This is a genomic window from Pseudomonas sp. ESBL9 (assembly GCF_036668715.1).
Classification (GTDB): Bacteria; Pseudomonadota; Gammaproteobacteria; order Pseudomonadales; family Pseudomonadaceae; genus Aquipseudomonas; species Aquipseudomonas lundensis.
Genome location: NZ_JAZEVV010000006.1, coordinates 14,443 through 31,454, shown reverse-complemented (window position 1 = coordinate 31,454; position 17,012 = coordinate 14,443). Strand labels below are relative to the sequence as shown.

Genomic DNA, 17,012 nt, shown 5'->3' with positions numbered 1-17,012 from the left:
TCACGCATGGCTCTACAAGGCGTGCATTGTTCCAGTCCCGATCAAATTTTGAAACAGACTAAACGGATCTAAACGCACAATTTTTGAGCATTCAAAAATCGGGGCTGAAGGTAAACGCATCAAGGTGGATTTTTTGTGAAAACACCACACGCCCGGGCAAGGCTAGAGCGAACCTGCCCTTAACAGGCAAGCTCGCATGCGTCAGCGTTACAGCGCTGCGGCTACCGCCCTGGCCAATGCTTGCACCCGCTGATCCGAGAGAACATGACCGCCCAGGGTATGGGTCACAAAGGCAACAGTGACGTCACGTTCTCCGTCGGCAACCCAGGGTAGTCTCAGTGCCCTTGCCCCGAATGCCCGCCCGCATGGCCCGCGCCAGAGCGGCCCTCGCTGCCCTCCTGAGGGGCATGACGCGGTGCTTTGACGTCATTTTTAGCGTCAGCTTGTGCCTTGGCGGCTTCTTGGCCGAGTTGATCCAACGCTTGTAAATTGGCTTTGCGCACGCTTTCAACAAACCCGGTGAACGGCAAATCGGTAATGCCGACCATCCCGAAATGACCATTTTCGCCATCCAGCAAACGCCCGGTCACGGGTTGGTCCAGGTACTGGAACCAGTGCACACCGACAATCGACGGCTCTGACACCGCCTGTTTAAGGAATTTGCTGTACGCCGGACCACGCGCTTCTTCGTTGGCCACTTCGGTCACGCCGCCCCAGAACGGGCCGCGATCACGTGAGCCAAAGTTGAACTCGGTGATCATCACCGGCTTGTCGAGATCTCGCAGTTTGGCGAAGTCATAGCCGTCTTGCGGTTGCAGGGTGTAGAAGTTGAAGCTCAGCACATCGCAATACTGCGCGCAGGACGCTACCGCTTCAGGGGTGCTGACGGCAAACCGGCCACCCAGCAGCAAATGGTTGGGGGCGTGCCACTTGAGCGAGTCAGAGATGGTCTTGAAGTAGTTGTCGGCAAATACTTTCTGGAAGTATTGATAGTCGGCTTCGATTTCCGGGTGCTCAGGGTTGGGCAACGGCGCTTCGAATCCCGGGTCTTCAAGCAGCTCCCAGGCCGGGATGTCGACACCCCAGGCTTTGGAAAGGCCTTGCTGGTTACGGTACTTGTCCCGCAGTTGCTTGAGGAACGCGCGCTTGGCAGGCACATCGGTGGTCAGGCGCAGCGTGCCGAAAGCCAGTGCATAACGGCTTTTTGCATCGGTGCCCGGGCCGGCCCACGCCAACTCGTTGTCGGCAAAATACCCGATCAGCCACGGATCATCGCGGTGATCTCGGGCGGCGATGGCAACTGCGCGTTCGGTGGCCATGGCAAAGCGCGGGTCGAACGGGTCAGGCATGCCGCCCCACCAGTCGGAGCCGGTGCTGATGCTGGCGTAATCGCCCACGATCGACAGCGGCAAGGTATAGGGCACACGCTTGCTCTCGGCCAGCGCCGGGTCGCTCCAGTTGCCGATGGTGTTAAAGCCCCAGGCTTGCAGGCGATCCAGCGTGTGGGCTTGCCAGCGCTGTGCATCGAAGGCTTCGGGGGCACACGGGGTCACCGCTTCAGCGCTTTGTGCCGCGTTGCCGGTGGTGCAGGGCTGACCATAAAGACGTTGCAGGTTGGCGCCATAGAAGTTGTACCAGCGCCCCGCGTCAAAGGCTCGCCCGCGGCTCGCGCCGTTGTCGCTGTTATGGTCCGAAGTGCCGTAATAGGCATGCAATGGCTCGCCCTTTTTAGGGAGTGCGCTGAACATCCATTCGCGGCCCGCCACGTAGGTTTGGCTGTCACGGGCGGTCACGGCATTCAGGCCCAAGGAATAAAACGGATGCCCTTGCGGGGTGATCAGGTTCCAGCGCCCGTCACGTTTTTCGGTGCGGAAAAAGCCCGAGGCTTCAAAGGGTGCGCCCTGGATCCAGCCTCCGTATTTATCCTGATCGCCGCGCTTGGCCAGCCAGCCCTTGAGTTGCTGGTGTTCCCGGGCGGCTGCGGCCTTGAGCTGCTCGTCATTGGCCACACGCTCGGGCCATCGGGCGCGAGTCGACTGCCCATATTCGTCCACAATCGAGCTGTAGACCGCTTTGATCACCCCGTCGCCGTCTTGCACACCAAAGCGCTCCAGCAAGATGCTTTGCGCTGCGTTGGGCTGCGGGACCGACAGCGTCACCGACACCACCTGGGTCAGGTCAATTTCACCCTGACTGGCAGCCAGCAAGATGCGCTGACCGTCGAGGGTCATCGGCATCGGCGGCCCGGCGCGCATTCCCTGACTGTGCGGCGTGTTGGCCTTCAAGGGCAGTAATAGCGTCTGCGCCGGGCCTGCCGGCAGGGCGACGCGGCTGGTCAAGGTTTTGCCGTTGCTGCTTTGCAGGGTGACGTCGAGGGTCAGCGCCCAGTTCATGGCGTTTTGAATACGTAACGTCATCATGCCCGACTGCGACCAGTCCCAAACACCGGTCTGGGGCTTGAGCATCAGGCTCGGGGCTGTCGCCGGGTTGAAGGTCACACGACGCAACACCTCACCTTCGGCCGTTTGTTCCGCGTTGTACTGCGGCAAATACGCATCCACGGTCGCCACCTGCACCACATCGGCGGGGCGAACGAAGTTAAACAACGTTTGTTGTCCGGCAGGCGCCGCCAGTAGCGGGGTCGAAACCAACAACGCAAAAACAGCAGACAGGGAACGGCGAATCATAGGAATGTGGTTCTCCCTAACGACCGAAAAACGGTCTGTGAGGTGGTAAAAGTCAAAGCATAGACAGCAAAGTCGGCGAGATCGCCGACTTGCACTCAAGAAATTTCGCGCCGGAAAGGGGGCAAGGCATTCAGGATCGCCTTGCCATAGCGCTGAGTGACCAGGCGCCGGTCCAGCAAGGTGATGGTGCCGCGATCCTGCTCGGTGCGCAGCAGACGACCACAGGCCTGCACCAGTTTGAGCGACGCGTCGGGAACGGATATTTCCATGAACGGGTTGCCGCCACGGGCTTCGATCCACTCCGCCAACGCGGCCTCGACGGGGTCGTCAGGCACCGAGAACGGTATTTTAGCGATCACCACGTGCTCGCAGTACGCGCCGGGCAAGTCCACACCTTCGGCAAAGCTGGCCAGCCCGAACAACACGCTGGAGTCGCCACCATCCACCCGCGCCTTGTGTTTGTTAAGGGTTTCCTGCTTGGACAAGTTGCCCTGGATGAACACCTGCTTGCGCCAGTCACGCTCCAGACCGTCGAACACGTCCTGCATCTGTTTGCGCGACGAGAACAGCACCAGCGTGCCCTTGGACCCCTCAACCAGACCCGGCAGGTCACGAATGATCGCCGCCGTGTGCGCCATTGCGTCCCGTGGGTCGGCTTTAAGGTCGGGCACCCGCAGCACGCCCGCGTCGGCGTGGTGGAACGGGCTGGGGACGACGGCCGTCACCGCCTTTTTCGGCAACCCGGCACGCATGCGAAAACGATCGAAGGTGCCCAAAGCCGTCAGCGTGGCCGACGTGACCAACGCGCCATAGGCAACGTTCCACAGGTTACGGCGCAGCATTTCCGCCGCCAGAATCGGGCTGGCATTGACCTCGATATCAAACAGCGAACCGCTTTCAGCCAAGGTCAGCCAACGGGCCATGGGCGGGTTGGCTTCCGGGTCTTCGGTGGTAAAGGCGGTCCACAATTCCCAGTTGCCCTGGGCACGGGACAGCAAGCTGCCAAACAGCGGATACCACTCTTCGGCCTGATTGCTGGTGATGCCGATATTGACCTCACCGTCCATGCCGTCTTTGAGAATTTCAGTCAGCCGGGTAAACAAGTCTGTAAGGCGCGAGAACCCTTTTTTCAGTTCGATGCCCATTTCCCGCATGTGGTCGGGAATAAGCCCACCGACAAAACGGTGCCGCGGGCGCTCGCGCCCTTCCGGTTCTTCACCGACCTTGAAGTCAGCGATCTGCTCGCACGTGGTGAACATGAACTGCTGCTGCGCCTTGATCTCCTTCGCAAGCTCCGGCACTTGCTCCAGCAAACGGCCCAGATCACCCGGCAGCGGGTGTTGCGCCAGCAGTTTGGTCAGGTTCTTGGCGGTTTGCTCCAGCCAGTCGGCGGTGGAACGCAGGCGCGTGTAATGAGCAAAGTGGCCGATGGCCTTGTCCGGCAGGTGATGACCTTCGTCGAACACATACAAGGTGTCACGCGGATCGGGCAATACGGCGCCGCCGCCCAGCGCCAGGTCGGCCAGCACCATGTCGTGGTTGGTGACGATCACGTCTACCTTGCCCATGCCTTCGCGGGCTTTATAGAAGGCGCATTGGCCGAAATTCGGGCAATGGCGGTTGGTGCATTGGCTGTGGTCGGTGGTTAGGCGCGCCCAGTCCTGGTCTTCCAGCGCCTGGGGCCAGCTGTCACGGTCGCCATCCCACTTATTGCCTGCCAGTTTCTCGATCATGCTGGTAAACAGCTTCTGGCTGGCTTCATCGACCTCGATCTTGAACCCTTCTTCTTCGAACAACTGCGCTGTCGCGGTTTGCGCGTGGCCTTCTTGCAGCAGCATGTCGAGTTTGGACAGGCACATGTAGCGCCCACGGCCTTTGGCCAGCGCGAAGCTGAAATTCAGCCCGCTGTTGCGCATCAGGTCGGGGAGGTCTTTGTAAACAATTTGCTCCTGCAGCGCGACGGTGGCGGTGGCAATCACCAGCCGCTTGCCTGCGGCCTTGGCCGTTGGAATGGCCGCCAGGCTATAGGCCACGGTCTTACCGGTGCCGGTGCCTGCTTCGACCGCCACCACGGCCGGTTCGCCGCTGCGATGGCCTTCTTCGTCGGTGTCGATGTCGCCGAGCACCTTGGCCACTTCAGCGATCATCAATCGCTGGCCATAGCGGGGCTTGAGGCTTTTGGCTTCGAGAAAACGCGAGTAGGCGCCCTGGATCTGGGATTTGAGTTCGTTACTAATCATGGTTCTTCGGGCGCGAGAAACGCTGGATAAATTTTCAGTGGTTCGAATGGCCGCTATCATACCCCGCTAATTCATCCCGCGCCGAACGGAGTACCTCATGACCGCCTTTGCCCTTGCCTATACCCTGCATGTTTTGGCCGCCCTGATCTGGGTGGGCGGGATGTTTTTTGCCTGGATGATCCTGCGCCCGGCCAGCGTGGCCGCCCTTGAAGGCCCGGCCAGGTTGAAATTATGGGTTCAGGTATTCCCACGGTTTTTTATCTGGGTATGGCTTGCCGTGCTGATTTTGCCGATAAGCGGCATTGGCCTGCTGCAGATGCGCTTTAACGGGTTTGAGACCGCACCGCGTTATGTGCAGGTCATGATGGGGTTGTACATCGTGATGGTGGCGCTGTTCATTCGTATCCAGTCGTTACAATTACCGGAGTTGCGCAAGGCGGTCGAGGCTGAACAGTGGGCGGCCGGAGCGGCGGCCTTGGGGCGGATTCGTCGTCTGGTGGGCTGTAACTTGATCGTCGGGCTGGCAGTGGTGGCCATTGCGGCGGCACGCCCCATGTTGTAAAGCCTTGAGCGGTGACAGGACGACGCATTGGTCGTCCTGTCACCGCTCGCAGCCTTCGCAACAGGCGTTTTTACAGGAAGGGTTACAAACGCTGGATGGTGACGGCGCCAGCAGAACCGGTTTCACCGGGTTCCCCGGCCAGCCCTGGCTTGCCTGACTTTGCGCCGTCGGTGCGGTATACCAAGCATCCTTTGGATTTGCCGCCAGACCCCGCACGCCCTGCTGCGCCGGGCTTGCCACCCGCGCCGCCGTCCACACGCACCTTAATCAGGTCATCGGGAAAGTCTCGCGGCAGCTCAACCCGAACCTGCGCGCCAGCAGCGCCTTGCTGACCGTTGCCACCGTTTTGCCCATTGTGGCCTGCGCTCGCGGAACCCCACGTGCAACCCGGCGCGTCACCGTTGCCGCCATCCAACCCGACAAAACCCGGCGCACCGGTTCCGCCACGGGCATCGACCGACAGTTCATTGGCTTGCAGGGCATCAAAACGCAGGGTCAGGTCACGCGCCGGTCGCGCCGGTTTTTCGTAGGTGCCCGCCGCGCCGCGGGCGTTGATCTGGCTGCCTTCTTCGAAGTTGGCGTAAGCGGCGTGCAACTCAATGGCACGTTCAGCCGGGACGATGGTGATACGCGCCTCACGCCCCAAATGCAGTTGGTCAATCTTGACCTGAGTCACACCGGGCGGGATCAGCAACGTGCCGTAGTCCGCCACGTCCAGCTGTTCGAGTTGCAAAACGCTGGTATTGGCGGGTAAACGCATCAGCGTGTTGGGATCAACCTTGACCGATTCGGCATGGACAAACGGGCTGCACAGGGCGACCAATAAACCTAACTTACGCATGGTGAGCGCCTTGTTCAGAAGTAGAGCGAAGGGTTTGCAGGTGAAAAATGCCAACCAGAAGGATATGCAAGCGATCACGCCAAGGATTGGGGCGGTCTTTGATACTGCCGTTGAACAGTAGCAGTTCAAGCAAGTGGGTCAGCAGCAACAAGCTGCCGGCCAGGTTGATCAAGACATCAAATGGGTTGATCAACGGATTGAACACGTTGATCACCACGACCACCCAAAACATAAGGGTCAAGACTTTCCCCAGCCCCCAAAGCACCTTCATAGCTCCCCCTGATCGTTATGTTTTTTCTTTGGATGCACCTTAACGGGTGGCAGGACAACAGCGCCAGAGGCCCGGGCAAAAATACCTCAACGCGTTAATCACGCGTGTGAGGTCGTTGCCCACCCCTGCGCCCATTACGTGGTCAAGGGTAAAAACCACTGATCTGCAAGGTTCTTGCCGATTTGACTGCGGTAAACCTCGACTATTTCATGCTGGTTTTTCGCGCTGTCTTTCAATGACCAGTAGTCATCGGTACGCTGCGACCAGCGTTTAAGGTGTGCGACTTCATAGTCGTGTTTGGCTTTACCGGCTTCTTTGTAATGAAAGTGAGCGCACCACACAAAGTTACCGTCCCTGTCCTTGATCGCATACTCATCAATGAAGTCTCTTTTGAGTCGCTGGCGCTTGCGATACAGCTCAATGCTGACACGCTGGTGTTCAAGCAGGTATTGCAGACTGCCATGGGTGGGGGGCAATTTCAGGCTCAAACGCACGCGTAAATCGTGTGCCTTTGACCTGATATCGAGGGCTCTGGCACGCATTCCGGCGACCAGTTCCTGATCTTCTTTTTGCCGCCAACGCTCGGTATCGGAGGCGCTGCCGGCTTCAAGATCAGAGGCGCTCTTGCCCAGCCGATCAGCCACATGCAACAAGATTTCTTCTGCCTCCTGAGGGTATCGGGCACTATTGATCAGGCCTTCAGCGCGCTTGAGGTGAACCTCTGCCATGCCATAGAGCTTGAGCGCCTCACGCTTGAGGTCAGCAAGGCCGCGCTTCAAAGGAGCAGGCTCAGCGGTGCGTTCAATAGCCACAACGTTCCAGTTGTCACCCTCTCTGACATACGTGGAGAGCACTTTATTGTCTGTGTCGGAGCGCACTTCGACCGTCTCGGGGGCTGCGCCGTCCTGCGACGACTTAAGGTCACCGATCAGGCGGCCCTTATGCCGGGTTTTAATAATGCGTTTCAAAGGACGGGACGTTAACGGTACTTTGTCTTTTTTGATTTTTTTACGATTCAGCTCAAGCGGTTTGATGTCATCGGCCAGCTGCAATTCAGCGCCTTTATAAAGCCCTTCCATTAGCGCAACGATGGCGTCAAAGGTGTGAACATCAATGTCCTCAACGTTAACTTTCCTGACATTGAACAAGGCATCCAACGCCTTTCCATATTGCTCAACGACACTGCCAAGAACGGCCAGACGCTCTTCAAGTGGAAGCTCAAGTTGGTTCAATTGGTCGTGGGTGTGTACTTGTTCAAGCACACTGTTGATGACCTCACTGAGGCGCTCTTGCAATTCAGGGTTCTCATGGGTGGTACAGGTAAACCCCAATAACCCGATCTGAGCGCCTTTGACTTGAGTCGAGGTCAAGGGCTCCTGCTCACGGAGGACACTCAAGCTTTCATGAGCTCGCTTACCGCGCTCGCCCAGCGAAGGAAGCTCACCCATATACGTTTCAATACGCTCAAACCATCGCAGATCGTGTTCATTGATCTGGATCAGCGCTTTCCAGCCCTCTGTGCGTAACGCTCGCCGTGCCGAGGGAAGGTCTTTATCATCCTTGGAGACCGCTACCAAGGATTGCTCCAGTGCGGCCCACTTATTAATCAATTCGGCACGCACTTTTTTATTGTGTTTAATACAAGCAAACGTATTAACGACCACATAATCCATGGCCTGGACCAGATCCTCATTGGGCATCGCCACACCGAGAGTCTTGCGCTCCTGATTAAGGGCTATTTGACGCTCGAAGGTTTCCAGTTGCGTATCAAGGCTCTGCAATAAGCGCTCACGTTGTGCGAGTACTTCATCTGGCGTTCTGCGTCGGTCACTTATAAAGCGTTCTAACACTGTGTTTTCAAGATTTATTTTTACTTGACCGGCCTGTCTCTCCCGAACGAACACCTCATATTCACTTGCCAGCTCGGCAATGCGCTGCGCCTTGCGCTCACGCAGGGCTTTGATCTGTTTGCCAGGCGCGCCACCCCGCAGTCGCAGTCTCAGATCAGGCGACCAGTGACCGTGCCCATCCGTTTGCAGAGGGGGCCCGCCCTCAATGCTGACGCCATCGGACTCAATCCGGACTGGGTAAAAACCACCCTCAATCAAGGCAAACCAGGCCTCCCCAACCGGGTAAAGACCCGCCCGCACACCTGTTTTGGCGGGTAGCGGCAAAGGGACTGGCGTGGGTACTGCCAGTTGCTCCAGCTTTAAACGCAGGTTCGGGGAAAGACGGTTACTGGCACTGGCAAAACTGAAGTCCAGATCACGACTCAACCGTTGCTGCCATTCGCCCGCCATTCGTACAGGACCGTCCATTATTTTTGCTTCGGGACGGGGCGGCCACTCGCTGAGCACCCGCCGCGGGCCCCCTGCAGATAACAATTTCCGGGTCGCCACGGCTTGGGGTTTACTCTGCGAACCGGTCGGCGCAGGCACCCTCTGAAACAGCACCATTGCGAGGGTTTGCAGCATATCGACAATGGCCAACTCCCGGGTAACAGGGTCATTGCTGCTTAATCCGGGAATATCTTTATTCAGGGCTTGCACCAATAACACCCACCAGGCCGTCAGCATTAACGGTCCACGCAGATAAGGCAGCATGAACGTGTTGAAAATCAGGCTGGCGCCTTCAATAAACAGCGCCCACCTGCTTTCACGATTGGAAACGGTATCGCTATCGGCCTGATGAATGAGCGCCAGCGCGTTCACTCGGTAGAGATAAGCCATTAACTGATTGTTTTGAACTTGCTGTGTCAGCTCGTCGCTCACCCCCTCAGTGGCGAGCGACGCAGGTTCTGGCTTTCCAAATAACACAGGGAAGTCGTCTTCGCCTGAGAATCGAACGTAATGCGGCTCAAGGAAGCCTCCGTTGTCGTACACCGTTCTGGCCGAGTCGGTCATCCAGGTCAATACGCTGGTTTGCAACTCCCCGGGGTGCGCGATGGCATTCATCAAGGCTGCCCGGGATGCAAACTCCTGCAGTGATTTGACATACATCGGCCGGTAAAGCACGTGTGGCCCGGTCTCAAGGTTCGCCGGCTCGATGATGAACATATTGCACACAACATCAGGTTTCGCCTCAGCGTGACTGAGCAGGGCTAGGTTGCGAATCACTGCCCGTTGGCCATTGACCTGGCGCGGTTGTGCAGACCTGTGCATGAGCGCCGCTACAAGGTTCGCGCCCGCCGTCGTCATGCCGTTTTCCTTCCTGAGACTCAGTTCCAGGGCGTGTAACGGCAAATACCACCTGAGTTGATCGCTAAACTGCGCTTCACGCTTTCGCGCTGCCTGGCTGTTATCCAGTAGATAGCTTTTCAGGGTTTGAGGGTAAAACCGACCGATATCGACGCTTTGAATTAACCCGTTGCGCTGGGTAATGTAGTCGGCCGTAAGCCAGGCAGGCAGTGCCACCCCCTGGCGATGCTGCACGCTAATCAGTTCACCTTCAGGCTTGCCTGCCAGATTTTTGATGGCCAAGTCTGTCAGGGTCATTTTTATGCGTTCTACAACGCCGCTCACATCGGTTGATCCAGGAATAACGGTGCCGGAAACCACGAGAAAGGTCAGTTCAATGTGGTCGGGGTCATAATCAGGCATCGTCACACTGTGAGGCGCCTGCGGTGTTAACCGTAGTTGATCGCGCCTGAGATGACGTTTGAGCGCTTCAACGGTATAGCTGTGCAGATCGGGAACACCACTGAGGTAGTCGAGGCCTTTGGCATTTTTTTTGGCCTGAGCCAGCGCCAGGCTCCATGAGCGGTAGTCTTCTTGATGTTCGCGGGAAGCCGTTACCATCCAGTCGGGCAATACAGCCCACAGTTTGCCTACCTTCTCAGGCTTGCCCGCCGGGGCCCCCCTGAAAAACTGGGCAGGGTTTGTCATCGCCTGGTAGGTCGACTTCACTGCTTGCAGGCCTGAACGATTGGGCAGGCGCAACGCAGTGATGTTGTTCATCTGTTTATTGAGAATCAGGGCCGCCTCGGCATCAAAGGCATCGCCATCGACCTCATAGCGCTTGGAAACAATCGTATCCACGGCATACAAGGCTTGCACAATGACCGCCCTGGATTGTGTAACGGCGTCCACTGAGTTGAAGGCTTCGATCTCGCCATTGGGTTGGCACATCAATACACAGGGCGTCGAGGTGTACTCGCTGGCGTAACGAACCAACAGTAAATGTGGATTCAATACCCTGCCCGTATTCCCTGAAAACATCAGCGTCGATTGCACATAAAAGACGCGAGTCGCTTGATCGCCGTAAAAACTGATCCGCTCCTCACTGTCCGGAAAATTCAGGACCTGTTGCAAGGTTTCAAGCTCAGTTTCACTGAGGCTGCTCTGTTCAAGCGCCTTCATTGCCAATGTGTCCTTGAGTACATTACTGAGCCATCGCCATCGCGTGACCCCGCCCTCCGTTTGCTGTGACCAATAGTCCGCCAGTGCGGTTTTCAGACCTATCGGTACACTCCAGGGCAACTCTTTGATCAATGCTTCAATGACCTGCATATCGACTTCATAATCGTCGGCAAGCTTGAGGCGGTTGCCCTCCCGGTCAGACAAGAAGTAGTAGTTACGCGGGCTGACATGACTGATCTCCATCGCAGCACCGTTGACAAGAAAGTCATTGATCTTGTCCATGAGCAGCGGCAATTCCCAGCCACCAGTGGGTAGCGGGGTGGCCAGGCGGGCAGTGGCCAGATCAATCGTCAGTGTGGGGTAGCGCTCTTCCAGTGCATGCTTGAACATGTCCCGAATCACGGTATCGATCCCTGGACGCGTGAAAAATTGTGCATTAACGGCGTGATAAACAGGTGGATTGGACGGTTGTAAGACTGGGTCGGCAGTAGACGGTGTGGTCATAAATTCCCTTATCAAATGGAGACGGTCCTAAGACCGCTGTACCTTATTTGCACACGTGTCGGGGCAGGCAAGGTGTTATCCGGCTACCGCATCAGGAGTAGCGGACTCACTTCACCTGTGCGCCTTTGCGCACATCGACTAGGCCCCACGTTCCCGGCACGCTAGTCTTGAGCGCTTAGGCAGAGAGAACTTTGAAATGAAACCTGGCATTGACAGCCGTACACCTCAGCAAGCCTTGGCGGCCTTGCTTGAGCTTTATGCCCCCGAACACCTGCTGGTGGTAACCGCCAGTGATGTCCCGGCACTGCAAGCCTTTCACAAGGCCCACCCAGAGGCCCGGATCTCCCTCGCCGCCCCCGGCGTGCTTCCCGAAGCGATGGCTGGCCAGCGTTTTGATCTAGCCCTGGTGGTCGATTGCCTTGAGCACATGCCCAAAAAAGCGGGCCTTGAATTGCTGGGCGGGATTCGCAACCTGAACGCCAGCCGTCTCGCGGTACTCGCGGATCTGGCAGCATGCGACTGGAAAGAAACGGACTTTTTCGCTTTAGCCCTACAAAACAGCGAGAGCTTTCAGCGTGACGACCAGATACTGACGCTGTTCACCTATGATCTACGCGAATACAAAGACGTGCCCGACTGGCTGAATGCCAGGTTCTGGGCCAACCCGGAAAACTTTGGCAAGTATTGGTGGTAACACGATGAGCACATCTATTTGCCCGTGTGGCAGCGGCAACCTGCTCGACGCCTGCTGCGGGCATTATCACGCGGGGACAGTGGCCCCAAGCGCCGAAACCCTCATGCGTTCACGCTACAGCGCCTATGTGCTGGGGCAGGTGGATTATCTGGTGGCCACTACACTCCCGGTGCAGCAAGCGGGTCTGGACTGTGAGTCGATGAAGAGCTGGAGCGCGCAAAGTACCTGGCTCGGGTTAGAGGTTGAACACAGTGAAGTGTTTGGTGGTCAACCTGAACATGCGTTCGTCACCTTTACCGCGCGTTGGCATGACGCCAATGGCGAACACAGCCATCGGGAAAAGTCTTCATTCGTACAAAGTGCCGGTCGCTGGTACTTCATTGATCCAACCGTGCCGCTCAAAGTAGGGCGCAATGACCCCTGCCCTTGCGCCAGCGGTTTCAAATTCAAAAAATGCTGCGCCGGCTATTTCGCCCAATAAGCTGAACTGACGTGGCTGATAAGGAGCAAGGAATGGATGTTCGGGCACTTATTAAACACACCGCCGCCCTGTTACTGATAGCGGGCCTGTCGGGGTGTGCCTCCTGGTTTGAGTCCTCGGACAAAGACCCCGAGGTGCGCCTGGAACGCGTCGAACTGGTTCAGGCCAAACTGCTGGAGCAGCGCTTCAAGCTGCATTTCAGGGTCGATAACCGCAATGATTCGACCCTTACCGTGCGCGGCATCAGCTACAAAGTGTATTTGGGGCCAGTTCTGTTGACCGAAGGCGAACACAGCCAATGGTTCAGCGTCGACCCCAACGGCACTGCCGAGTACATCGTTCCCGTGCGCACCAACATGTGGCAACACATCAAACCCCTGGTCAAATTGCTGGAGTCGCCCGACCAGCCCATCCCTTATCGGCTTGAAGGTACGCTGGAGACCGGTCTGTTCTACGGTAACGACGTGCACGTGATGCGCAAAGGCGAGATAATCCCCGGCGATTTTATTCCAGAGTGATTGAGCAATGACCCAACAACCCCACGTTCACGGCCCGGACTGCAACCACGATCATGACCAACATGATCACGCCCATGACCACGGCAACGGCCACGTGCATGGCCCGAACTGCGGTCACGCCCATCAGGAGCCTGTGCGCAATGCGTTGAAAGACGTTGGCCGAAACGATCCTTGCCCGTGTGGCAGCAGCAAGAAATTCAAAAAGTGTCACGGCGCCTGATCCTGTCAAAAGCGCCCGACCAGCGCCGCATCTGCCTTCGGGCCGGTGCGGCGTTTGTGTTTTTATCGCCTGAAAGTTGCGACCAGATCCTGCGATGGCACGTTTCCCCTTCACAACAGAAGGCGTAAAACTGACAACTGCGAGTGAACTGCTACCTTTGCCGGGCATCAGTTTCAACGTGAACATTCCCTTCTGGAGCCCTTCATGATCGATCTTTACTACTGGACCACCCCAAACGGCCACAAGGTTTCACTGTTTCTCGAAGAAGCTGGCCTGCCGTACAAGGTCCACCCGATCAACATCAGTAAAAATGAACAGTTCGCACCCGCCTTCCTGAAAATCTCACCGAACAATCGCATTCCGGCCATCGTCGATAACACCCCGGCGGACGGCGGTGAGCCGCTGTCGCTGTTCGAATCGGGCGCCATCCTGCTGTACCTGGCCGAAAAAACCGGTCAGTTCCTGCCCAAGGATTTACGAGGTCGGCAAATGGCCCTGCAGTGGCTGTTCTGGCAAATGGGCGGGCTGGGGCCGATGGCGGGGCAAAACCATCACTTCAATCGTTTTGCGCCCGAGAAAATCCCCTACGCGATCAAGCGCTATACCGACGAAACGGCCCGCCTCTACGGCGTATTGAACAAGCAGCTGGAAGGCCGGCAGTTCGTAGCAGGTGACGAGTACAGCATCGCGGACATGGCGATTTACCCGTGGATCGTGCCGCACGCCTGGCAAGGCCAGAATCTGGATGACTTCCCGTCGCTGAAAAGCTGGTTTGCCCGGGTCAAGGCCCGCCCGGCCACCGAACGGGCTTACGCACTGGTGGCCAAGATCAACCCGTCGCAGTAAACACGCCTTACCGCTGCAAGCGTCATAACGCTGGCGCTGCAGGCCGATCACGCGAGGCGGCGAGTCGCGCCTCGCGCCGTTCGGTCTCGATCAGATGGCACTCGCCCATTCACGCAGCTCCACCCTGCTATGCCCTGCGAATCCTCAACGCTCCGTCTGCGTGAATCGGCGGCCTGCAGCGCCTTGGCTTTTCGCCAGATAGCCCTTGCGTGCCCCCGTGCGCGTCACTAACGTAGCGCCTTTCGTTGACATCCCCCCTTCGCAGGAGCTTTGCCATGGCCTCGCCAGCCTTCATTCATTTTTTACCCCGGTTCGGCGTTGCCGCGGCAGTGGTCGGCGTGTTGAGCCTGAACGGTTGCCAGATGAACAACCACGCCTCACAAAGCCTTGTGCCGACGTCGGGTGTGCAACCGCTCAAAGGGCTGGCGCAGAACGTGTCGGTGCGCCGTAACGCGCAAGGCATGCCGCTGATTGAAAGCAGCAGTTTCCATGACGCGCTGTTCACCCTGGGCTATGTTCACGCCAGCGACCGCATCAGCCAAATGGTGCGCCTGCGCTTGCTCGCTCAGGGCCGTCTGGCCGAGCTGGACGGCGCCGATGCCCTGCCCACCGACCGCCTGATGCGCAGCATCAACCTGAAGAAAAACGCCAGTGAGCTGTACAAAAGTGCATCGCCGCGCCTGAAAAAGTTCTTTGAAGTGTATGCGCGGGGCGTCAACGCTTACCTGTTCCGCTACCGCGACAAGTTGCCCGAAGATTTGGCCCGGGCAGGCTACAAGGCCGAGTACTGGAAGCCCGAAGATTCGGCCCTGGTGTACAGCCTGCTGAGCTTCGGCATGTCGACCAACCTGCAAGAAGAGTTGAATGCGCTGGTGCTGGCGCAGAAAGTGGGCAGCGACAAACTGGCCTGGCTGATGCCGACCTACCCCGGTGAAGCGTTGCCCACCAGCGAGGCCGACAAGCTCAAGGGCTTGAACCTTGGCACTCAGTTACAAGGGCTGGACAGCCTGACGCAAGCCCTTGAACAGGTCACGCACATGAGTCTGCCGGGGGTGACGGCGTCCAGTGACTGGGCGATTGGCCCGGCCCGTAGCCGGTCGGGCAAAAGCCTGTTGGCCAACGACATTCATCAGCCCATCGGCATCCCTTCGGCCTGGAGCTACGTGCAAATCCGCGCGCCCAAGTACCAGGCTGCCGGGGCCACGATTGCCGGGCTGCCGACCCTGTTTGCCGGTTTCAACGGCAACGTGGCGTGGGGCATGAGCATGGCCATGGGCGACAATCAGGACGTGTTTGTCGAGAAGCTCAAGCGCGAGGGTAATCGTCTGTATTACCTGTCCAACGGCAAATGGTTGCCCACCAGCGTGCGCAACGAAACGTTCTTCATTAAGGGGCAGCGCCCAGTGCGTGAAGCGGTGTATGAAACCCGCCACGGGCCGCTGCTCAACAACCCGCTCAACAGTCACTTGGGCCTGGCCCTGCAACTGCCGGACTTCAAGGGTGACAGCACGCTGGATGCGTTTTTCAACCTGTCCCGGGCGCAAACCAGCGAAGCCGCCTCCGACGCCAGCCGTGAAATCCGTTCGGTCGCGCTCAATTTGCTATATGCCGACGCCCGGCACATTGGCTGGCAAGTGACCGGTCTGTACCCCAACCGCCGCGAAGGGCTGGGCCTGATCCCGTCGCCGGGCTGGGACAGTCGCTACGACTGGGACGGTTATGCCGACGCCATGCTGCACCCTTACGATCAAGACCCGGCTCAGGGCTGGCTCGGCACGGCCAACCAGCGCACGGCGGCCTTTGGCTACGGCATGCAACTGTCAAACTCGTGGCTGTCACCTGAGCGCAGCGAGCGCCTCGCGCAATTGGCTGGCAGCGGCAAACAGGACGCGCGCAGCCTGATCGCCATGCAGTACGACCAGGTCACCCTGTTCGCCCCCAAACTCAAGGCCATGCTCACCGCACCCGGTATGGCGCAGCCCCTGAAACAAGCCATTGCTGCGCTGCCCGCTGCCGACCAGTCCAAAGCCCGCGAGGCCCTGAGCCGGTTGCTGGCCTTTGACGGCAAGCTCAATGCGACCTCCGCCGACGCGGCGCTGTATGAATTGTTCCTGCAGGCCAGTACGCAAGTGACGTTCCTCGACGCCCTTGGCCCCGAAAACAGCGCCAGCTGGAAGGCGTTTATCAGCAACGGCAACCTGTCGTACTCGGCTCAGGCCGATCACTTGCTGAGCCGCGAAGACAGCCCGTTCTGGAGTGACGCCCGCAATGGGCAACAGCGCGACAAACCGGCCGTCTTGGCCCGCAGCCTGGTGGCGGCCGTCGATGCGGGTGAACGCCTGATGGGCAGCAATCACAAGGCCTGGCAATGGGGCATGTTGCACCATTACGTGTGGCGCAATGCCCAGGGCCAGACCGTGCGTGGGCCGATTGCGGCGGGCGGGGATCACACCACGCTGAACATGGCCGCGTATCGCCTGGGGGATTCGAACTTCGACACCACGCTGATCCCGGCCATGCGCATGATCGTTGATTTCGGGCAGCCCGAGCCGATGATGGCGCAGAACAGCAGCGGGCAATCCAGCAACCCGGCCAGCCCGCATTACGCCGACGGCATCGATCCGTGGCTCAAAGGGCAGTACGTGAGCTTCCCGATGCAACCGCAACATTTCGACAAGGTGTACGGCAACACCCGCCTGACGCTGACACCGGGCAGGTAAAACCCCTCAGACTGCCGCGCAGGGCGCGTTCATAGAACTCACCTTGCGCGGCCGTGTCAGCCCCGCACCT

Annotated in this window: 12 protein-coding genes; 7 read left to right on the top strand and 5 right to left on the bottom strand. The window is 58.3% G+C overall.

Going from position 1 to position 17,012, the window contains the following annotated elements:
• Positions 1-335: 335 nt before the first annotated feature.
• Both V6F78_RS17145 and dinG read right to left on the bottom strand, forming a co-directional pair.
• Positions 336-2,687: a beta-galactosidase gene (locus V6F78_RS17145; protein ID WP_332727956.1), complete on the bottom strand. Its 2,352-nt coding sequence runs from the start codon at positions 2,685-2,687 to the stop codon at positions 336-338.
• A 95-nt stretch (positions 2,688-2,782) separates the two neighbouring features.
• A complete protein-coding gene (gene dinG, locus V6F78_RS17140; RefSeq protein WP_332727955.1) occupies positions 2,783-4,927 on the bottom strand; it encodes an ATP-dependent DNA helicase DinG in 2,145 nt (714 codons plus the stop codon).
• A gap of 97 nt (positions 4,928-5,024) precedes the next feature.
• Between dinG and V6F78_RS17135 the strand changes: the two genes are divergently transcribed.
• On the top strand, positions 5,025-5,489 hold the full coding sequence (locus V6F78_RS17135; protein ID WP_070411234.1) for a CopD family protein: 465 nt from the start codon (positions 5,025-5,027) through the stop codon (positions 5,487-5,489).
• Positions 5,490-5,571: 82 nt separating this feature from the next.
• Here the strand turns inward: V6F78_RS17135 and V6F78_RS17130 are convergent, their stop codons facing one another.
• From V6F78_RS17130 to V6F78_RS17120, 3 genes are all read right to left on the bottom strand, one after another.
• Positions 5,572-6,330, bottom strand: a complete 759-nt coding sequence (locus V6F78_RS17130) for a hypothetical protein (protein WP_047278697.1) — start codon at positions 6,328-6,330, stop codon at positions 5,572-5,574.
• Positions 6,323-6,601: a DUF1145 domain-containing protein gene (locus V6F78_RS17125; protein WP_095008182.1), complete on the bottom strand. Its 279-nt coding sequence runs from the start codon at positions 6,599-6,601 to the stop codon at positions 6,323-6,325. Before V6F78_RS17125 ends, V6F78_RS17130 begins: the two co-directional genes overlap by 8 nt.
• Positions 6,602-6,735: 134 nt before the next feature.
• Positions 6,736-11,463: a dermonecrotic toxin domain-containing protein gene (locus V6F78_RS17120; RefSeq protein WP_332727954.1), complete on the bottom strand. Its 4,728-nt coding sequence runs from the start codon at positions 11,461-11,463 to the stop codon at positions 6,736-6,738.
• 196 nt (positions 11,464-11,659) lie between these two features.
• Here V6F78_RS17120 and V6F78_RS17115 point away from each other — a divergent pair, with 196 nt between their 5' ends.
• The 6 genes from V6F78_RS17115 (at position 11,660) to V6F78_RS17090 (ending at position 16,942) form a co-directional block, all read left to right on the top strand.
• Complete coding sequence (locus V6F78_RS17115) at positions 11,660-12,157, top strand: DUF6231 family protein (RefSeq protein WP_332727953.1); 498 nt, start codon at positions 11,660-11,662, stop codon at positions 12,155-12,157.
• A gap of 4 nt (positions 12,158-12,161) precedes the next feature.
• Entirely contained in the window at positions 12,162-12,638 is a 477-nt protein-coding gene (locus V6F78_RS17110) for a YchJ family protein (RefSeq protein WP_047278700.1), read from the top strand.
• A 32-nt stretch (positions 12,639-12,670) separates the two neighbouring features.
• On the top strand, positions 12,671-13,156 hold the full coding sequence (locus V6F78_RS17105) for an LEA type 2 family protein (protein ID WP_095008179.1): 486 nt from the start codon (positions 12,671-12,673) through the stop codon (positions 13,154-13,156).
• 7 nt (positions 13,157-13,163) lie between these two features.
• Positions 13,164-13,376, top strand: coding sequence for an SEC-C metal-binding domain-containing protein (locus V6F78_RS17100; RefSeq protein ID WP_080960307.1), 213 nt, complete (start codon positions 13,164-13,166; stop codon positions 13,374-13,376).
• A gap of 204 nt (positions 13,377-13,580) precedes the next feature.
• Positions 13,581-14,222: a glutathione S-transferase N-terminal domain-containing protein gene (locus tag V6F78_RS17095; RefSeq protein ID WP_332727952.1), complete on the top strand. Its 642-nt coding sequence runs from the start codon at positions 13,581-13,583 to the stop codon at positions 14,220-14,222.
• Between the two features lie 275 nt (positions 14,223-14,497).
• A complete protein-coding gene (locus V6F78_RS17090; protein ID WP_332727951.1) occupies positions 14,498-16,942 on the top strand; it encodes a penicillin acylase family protein in 2,445 nt (814 codons plus the stop codon).
• Positions 16,943-17,012: the final 70 nt, after the last annotated feature.

Excerpts from the sequence above, each read along its gene's own strand:
- V6F78_RS17130 (WP_047278697.1), bottom strand. The coding sequence starts at position 6,330 with ATGCGTAAGTTAGGTTTATTGGTCGCCCTGTGCAGCCCGTTTGTCCAT.
- V6F78_RS17120 (WP_332727954.1), bottom strand. The coding sequence starts at position 11,463 with ATGACCACACCGTCTACTGCCGACCCAGTCTTACAACCGTCCAATCCA.
- V6F78_RS17105 (WP_095008179.1), top strand. The coding sequence starts at position 12,671 with ATGGATGTTCGGGCACTTATTAAACACACCGCCGCCCTGTTACTGATA.
- dinG (WP_332727955.1), bottom strand. The coding sequence starts at position 4,927 with ATGATTAGTAACGAACTCAAATCCCAGATCCAGGGCGCCTACTCGCGT.
- V6F78_RS17125 (WP_095008182.1), bottom strand. The coding sequence starts at position 6,601 with ATGAAGGTGCTTTGGGGGCTGGGGAAAGTCTTGACCCTTATGTTTTGG.
- V6F78_RS17145 (WP_332727956.1), bottom strand. The coding sequence starts at position 2,687 with ATGATTCGCCGTTCCCTGTCTGCTGTTTTTGCGTTGTTGGTTTCGACC.
- V6F78_RS17135 (WP_070411234.1), top strand. The coding sequence starts at position 5,025 with ATGACCGCCTTTGCCCTTGCCTATACCCTGCATGTTTTGGCCGCCCTG.
- V6F78_RS17100 (WP_080960307.1), top strand. The coding sequence starts at position 13,164 with ATGACCCAACAACCCCACGTTCACGGCCCGGACTGCAACCACGATCAT.
- V6F78_RS17090 (WP_332727951.1), top strand. The coding sequence starts at position 14,498 with ATGGCCTCGCCAGCCTTCATTCATTTTTTACCCCGGTTCGGCGTTGCC.
- V6F78_RS17095 (WP_332727952.1), top strand. The coding sequence starts at position 13,581 with ATGATCGATCTTTACTACTGGACCACCCCAAACGGCCACAAGGTTTCA.
- V6F78_RS17110 (WP_047278700.1), top strand. The coding sequence starts at position 12,162 with ATGAGCACATCTATTTGCCCGTGTGGCAGCGGCAACCTGCTCGACGCC.
- V6F78_RS17115 (WP_332727953.1), top strand. The coding sequence starts at position 11,660 with ATGAAACCTGGCATTGACAGCCGTACACCTCAGCAAGCCTTGGCGGCC.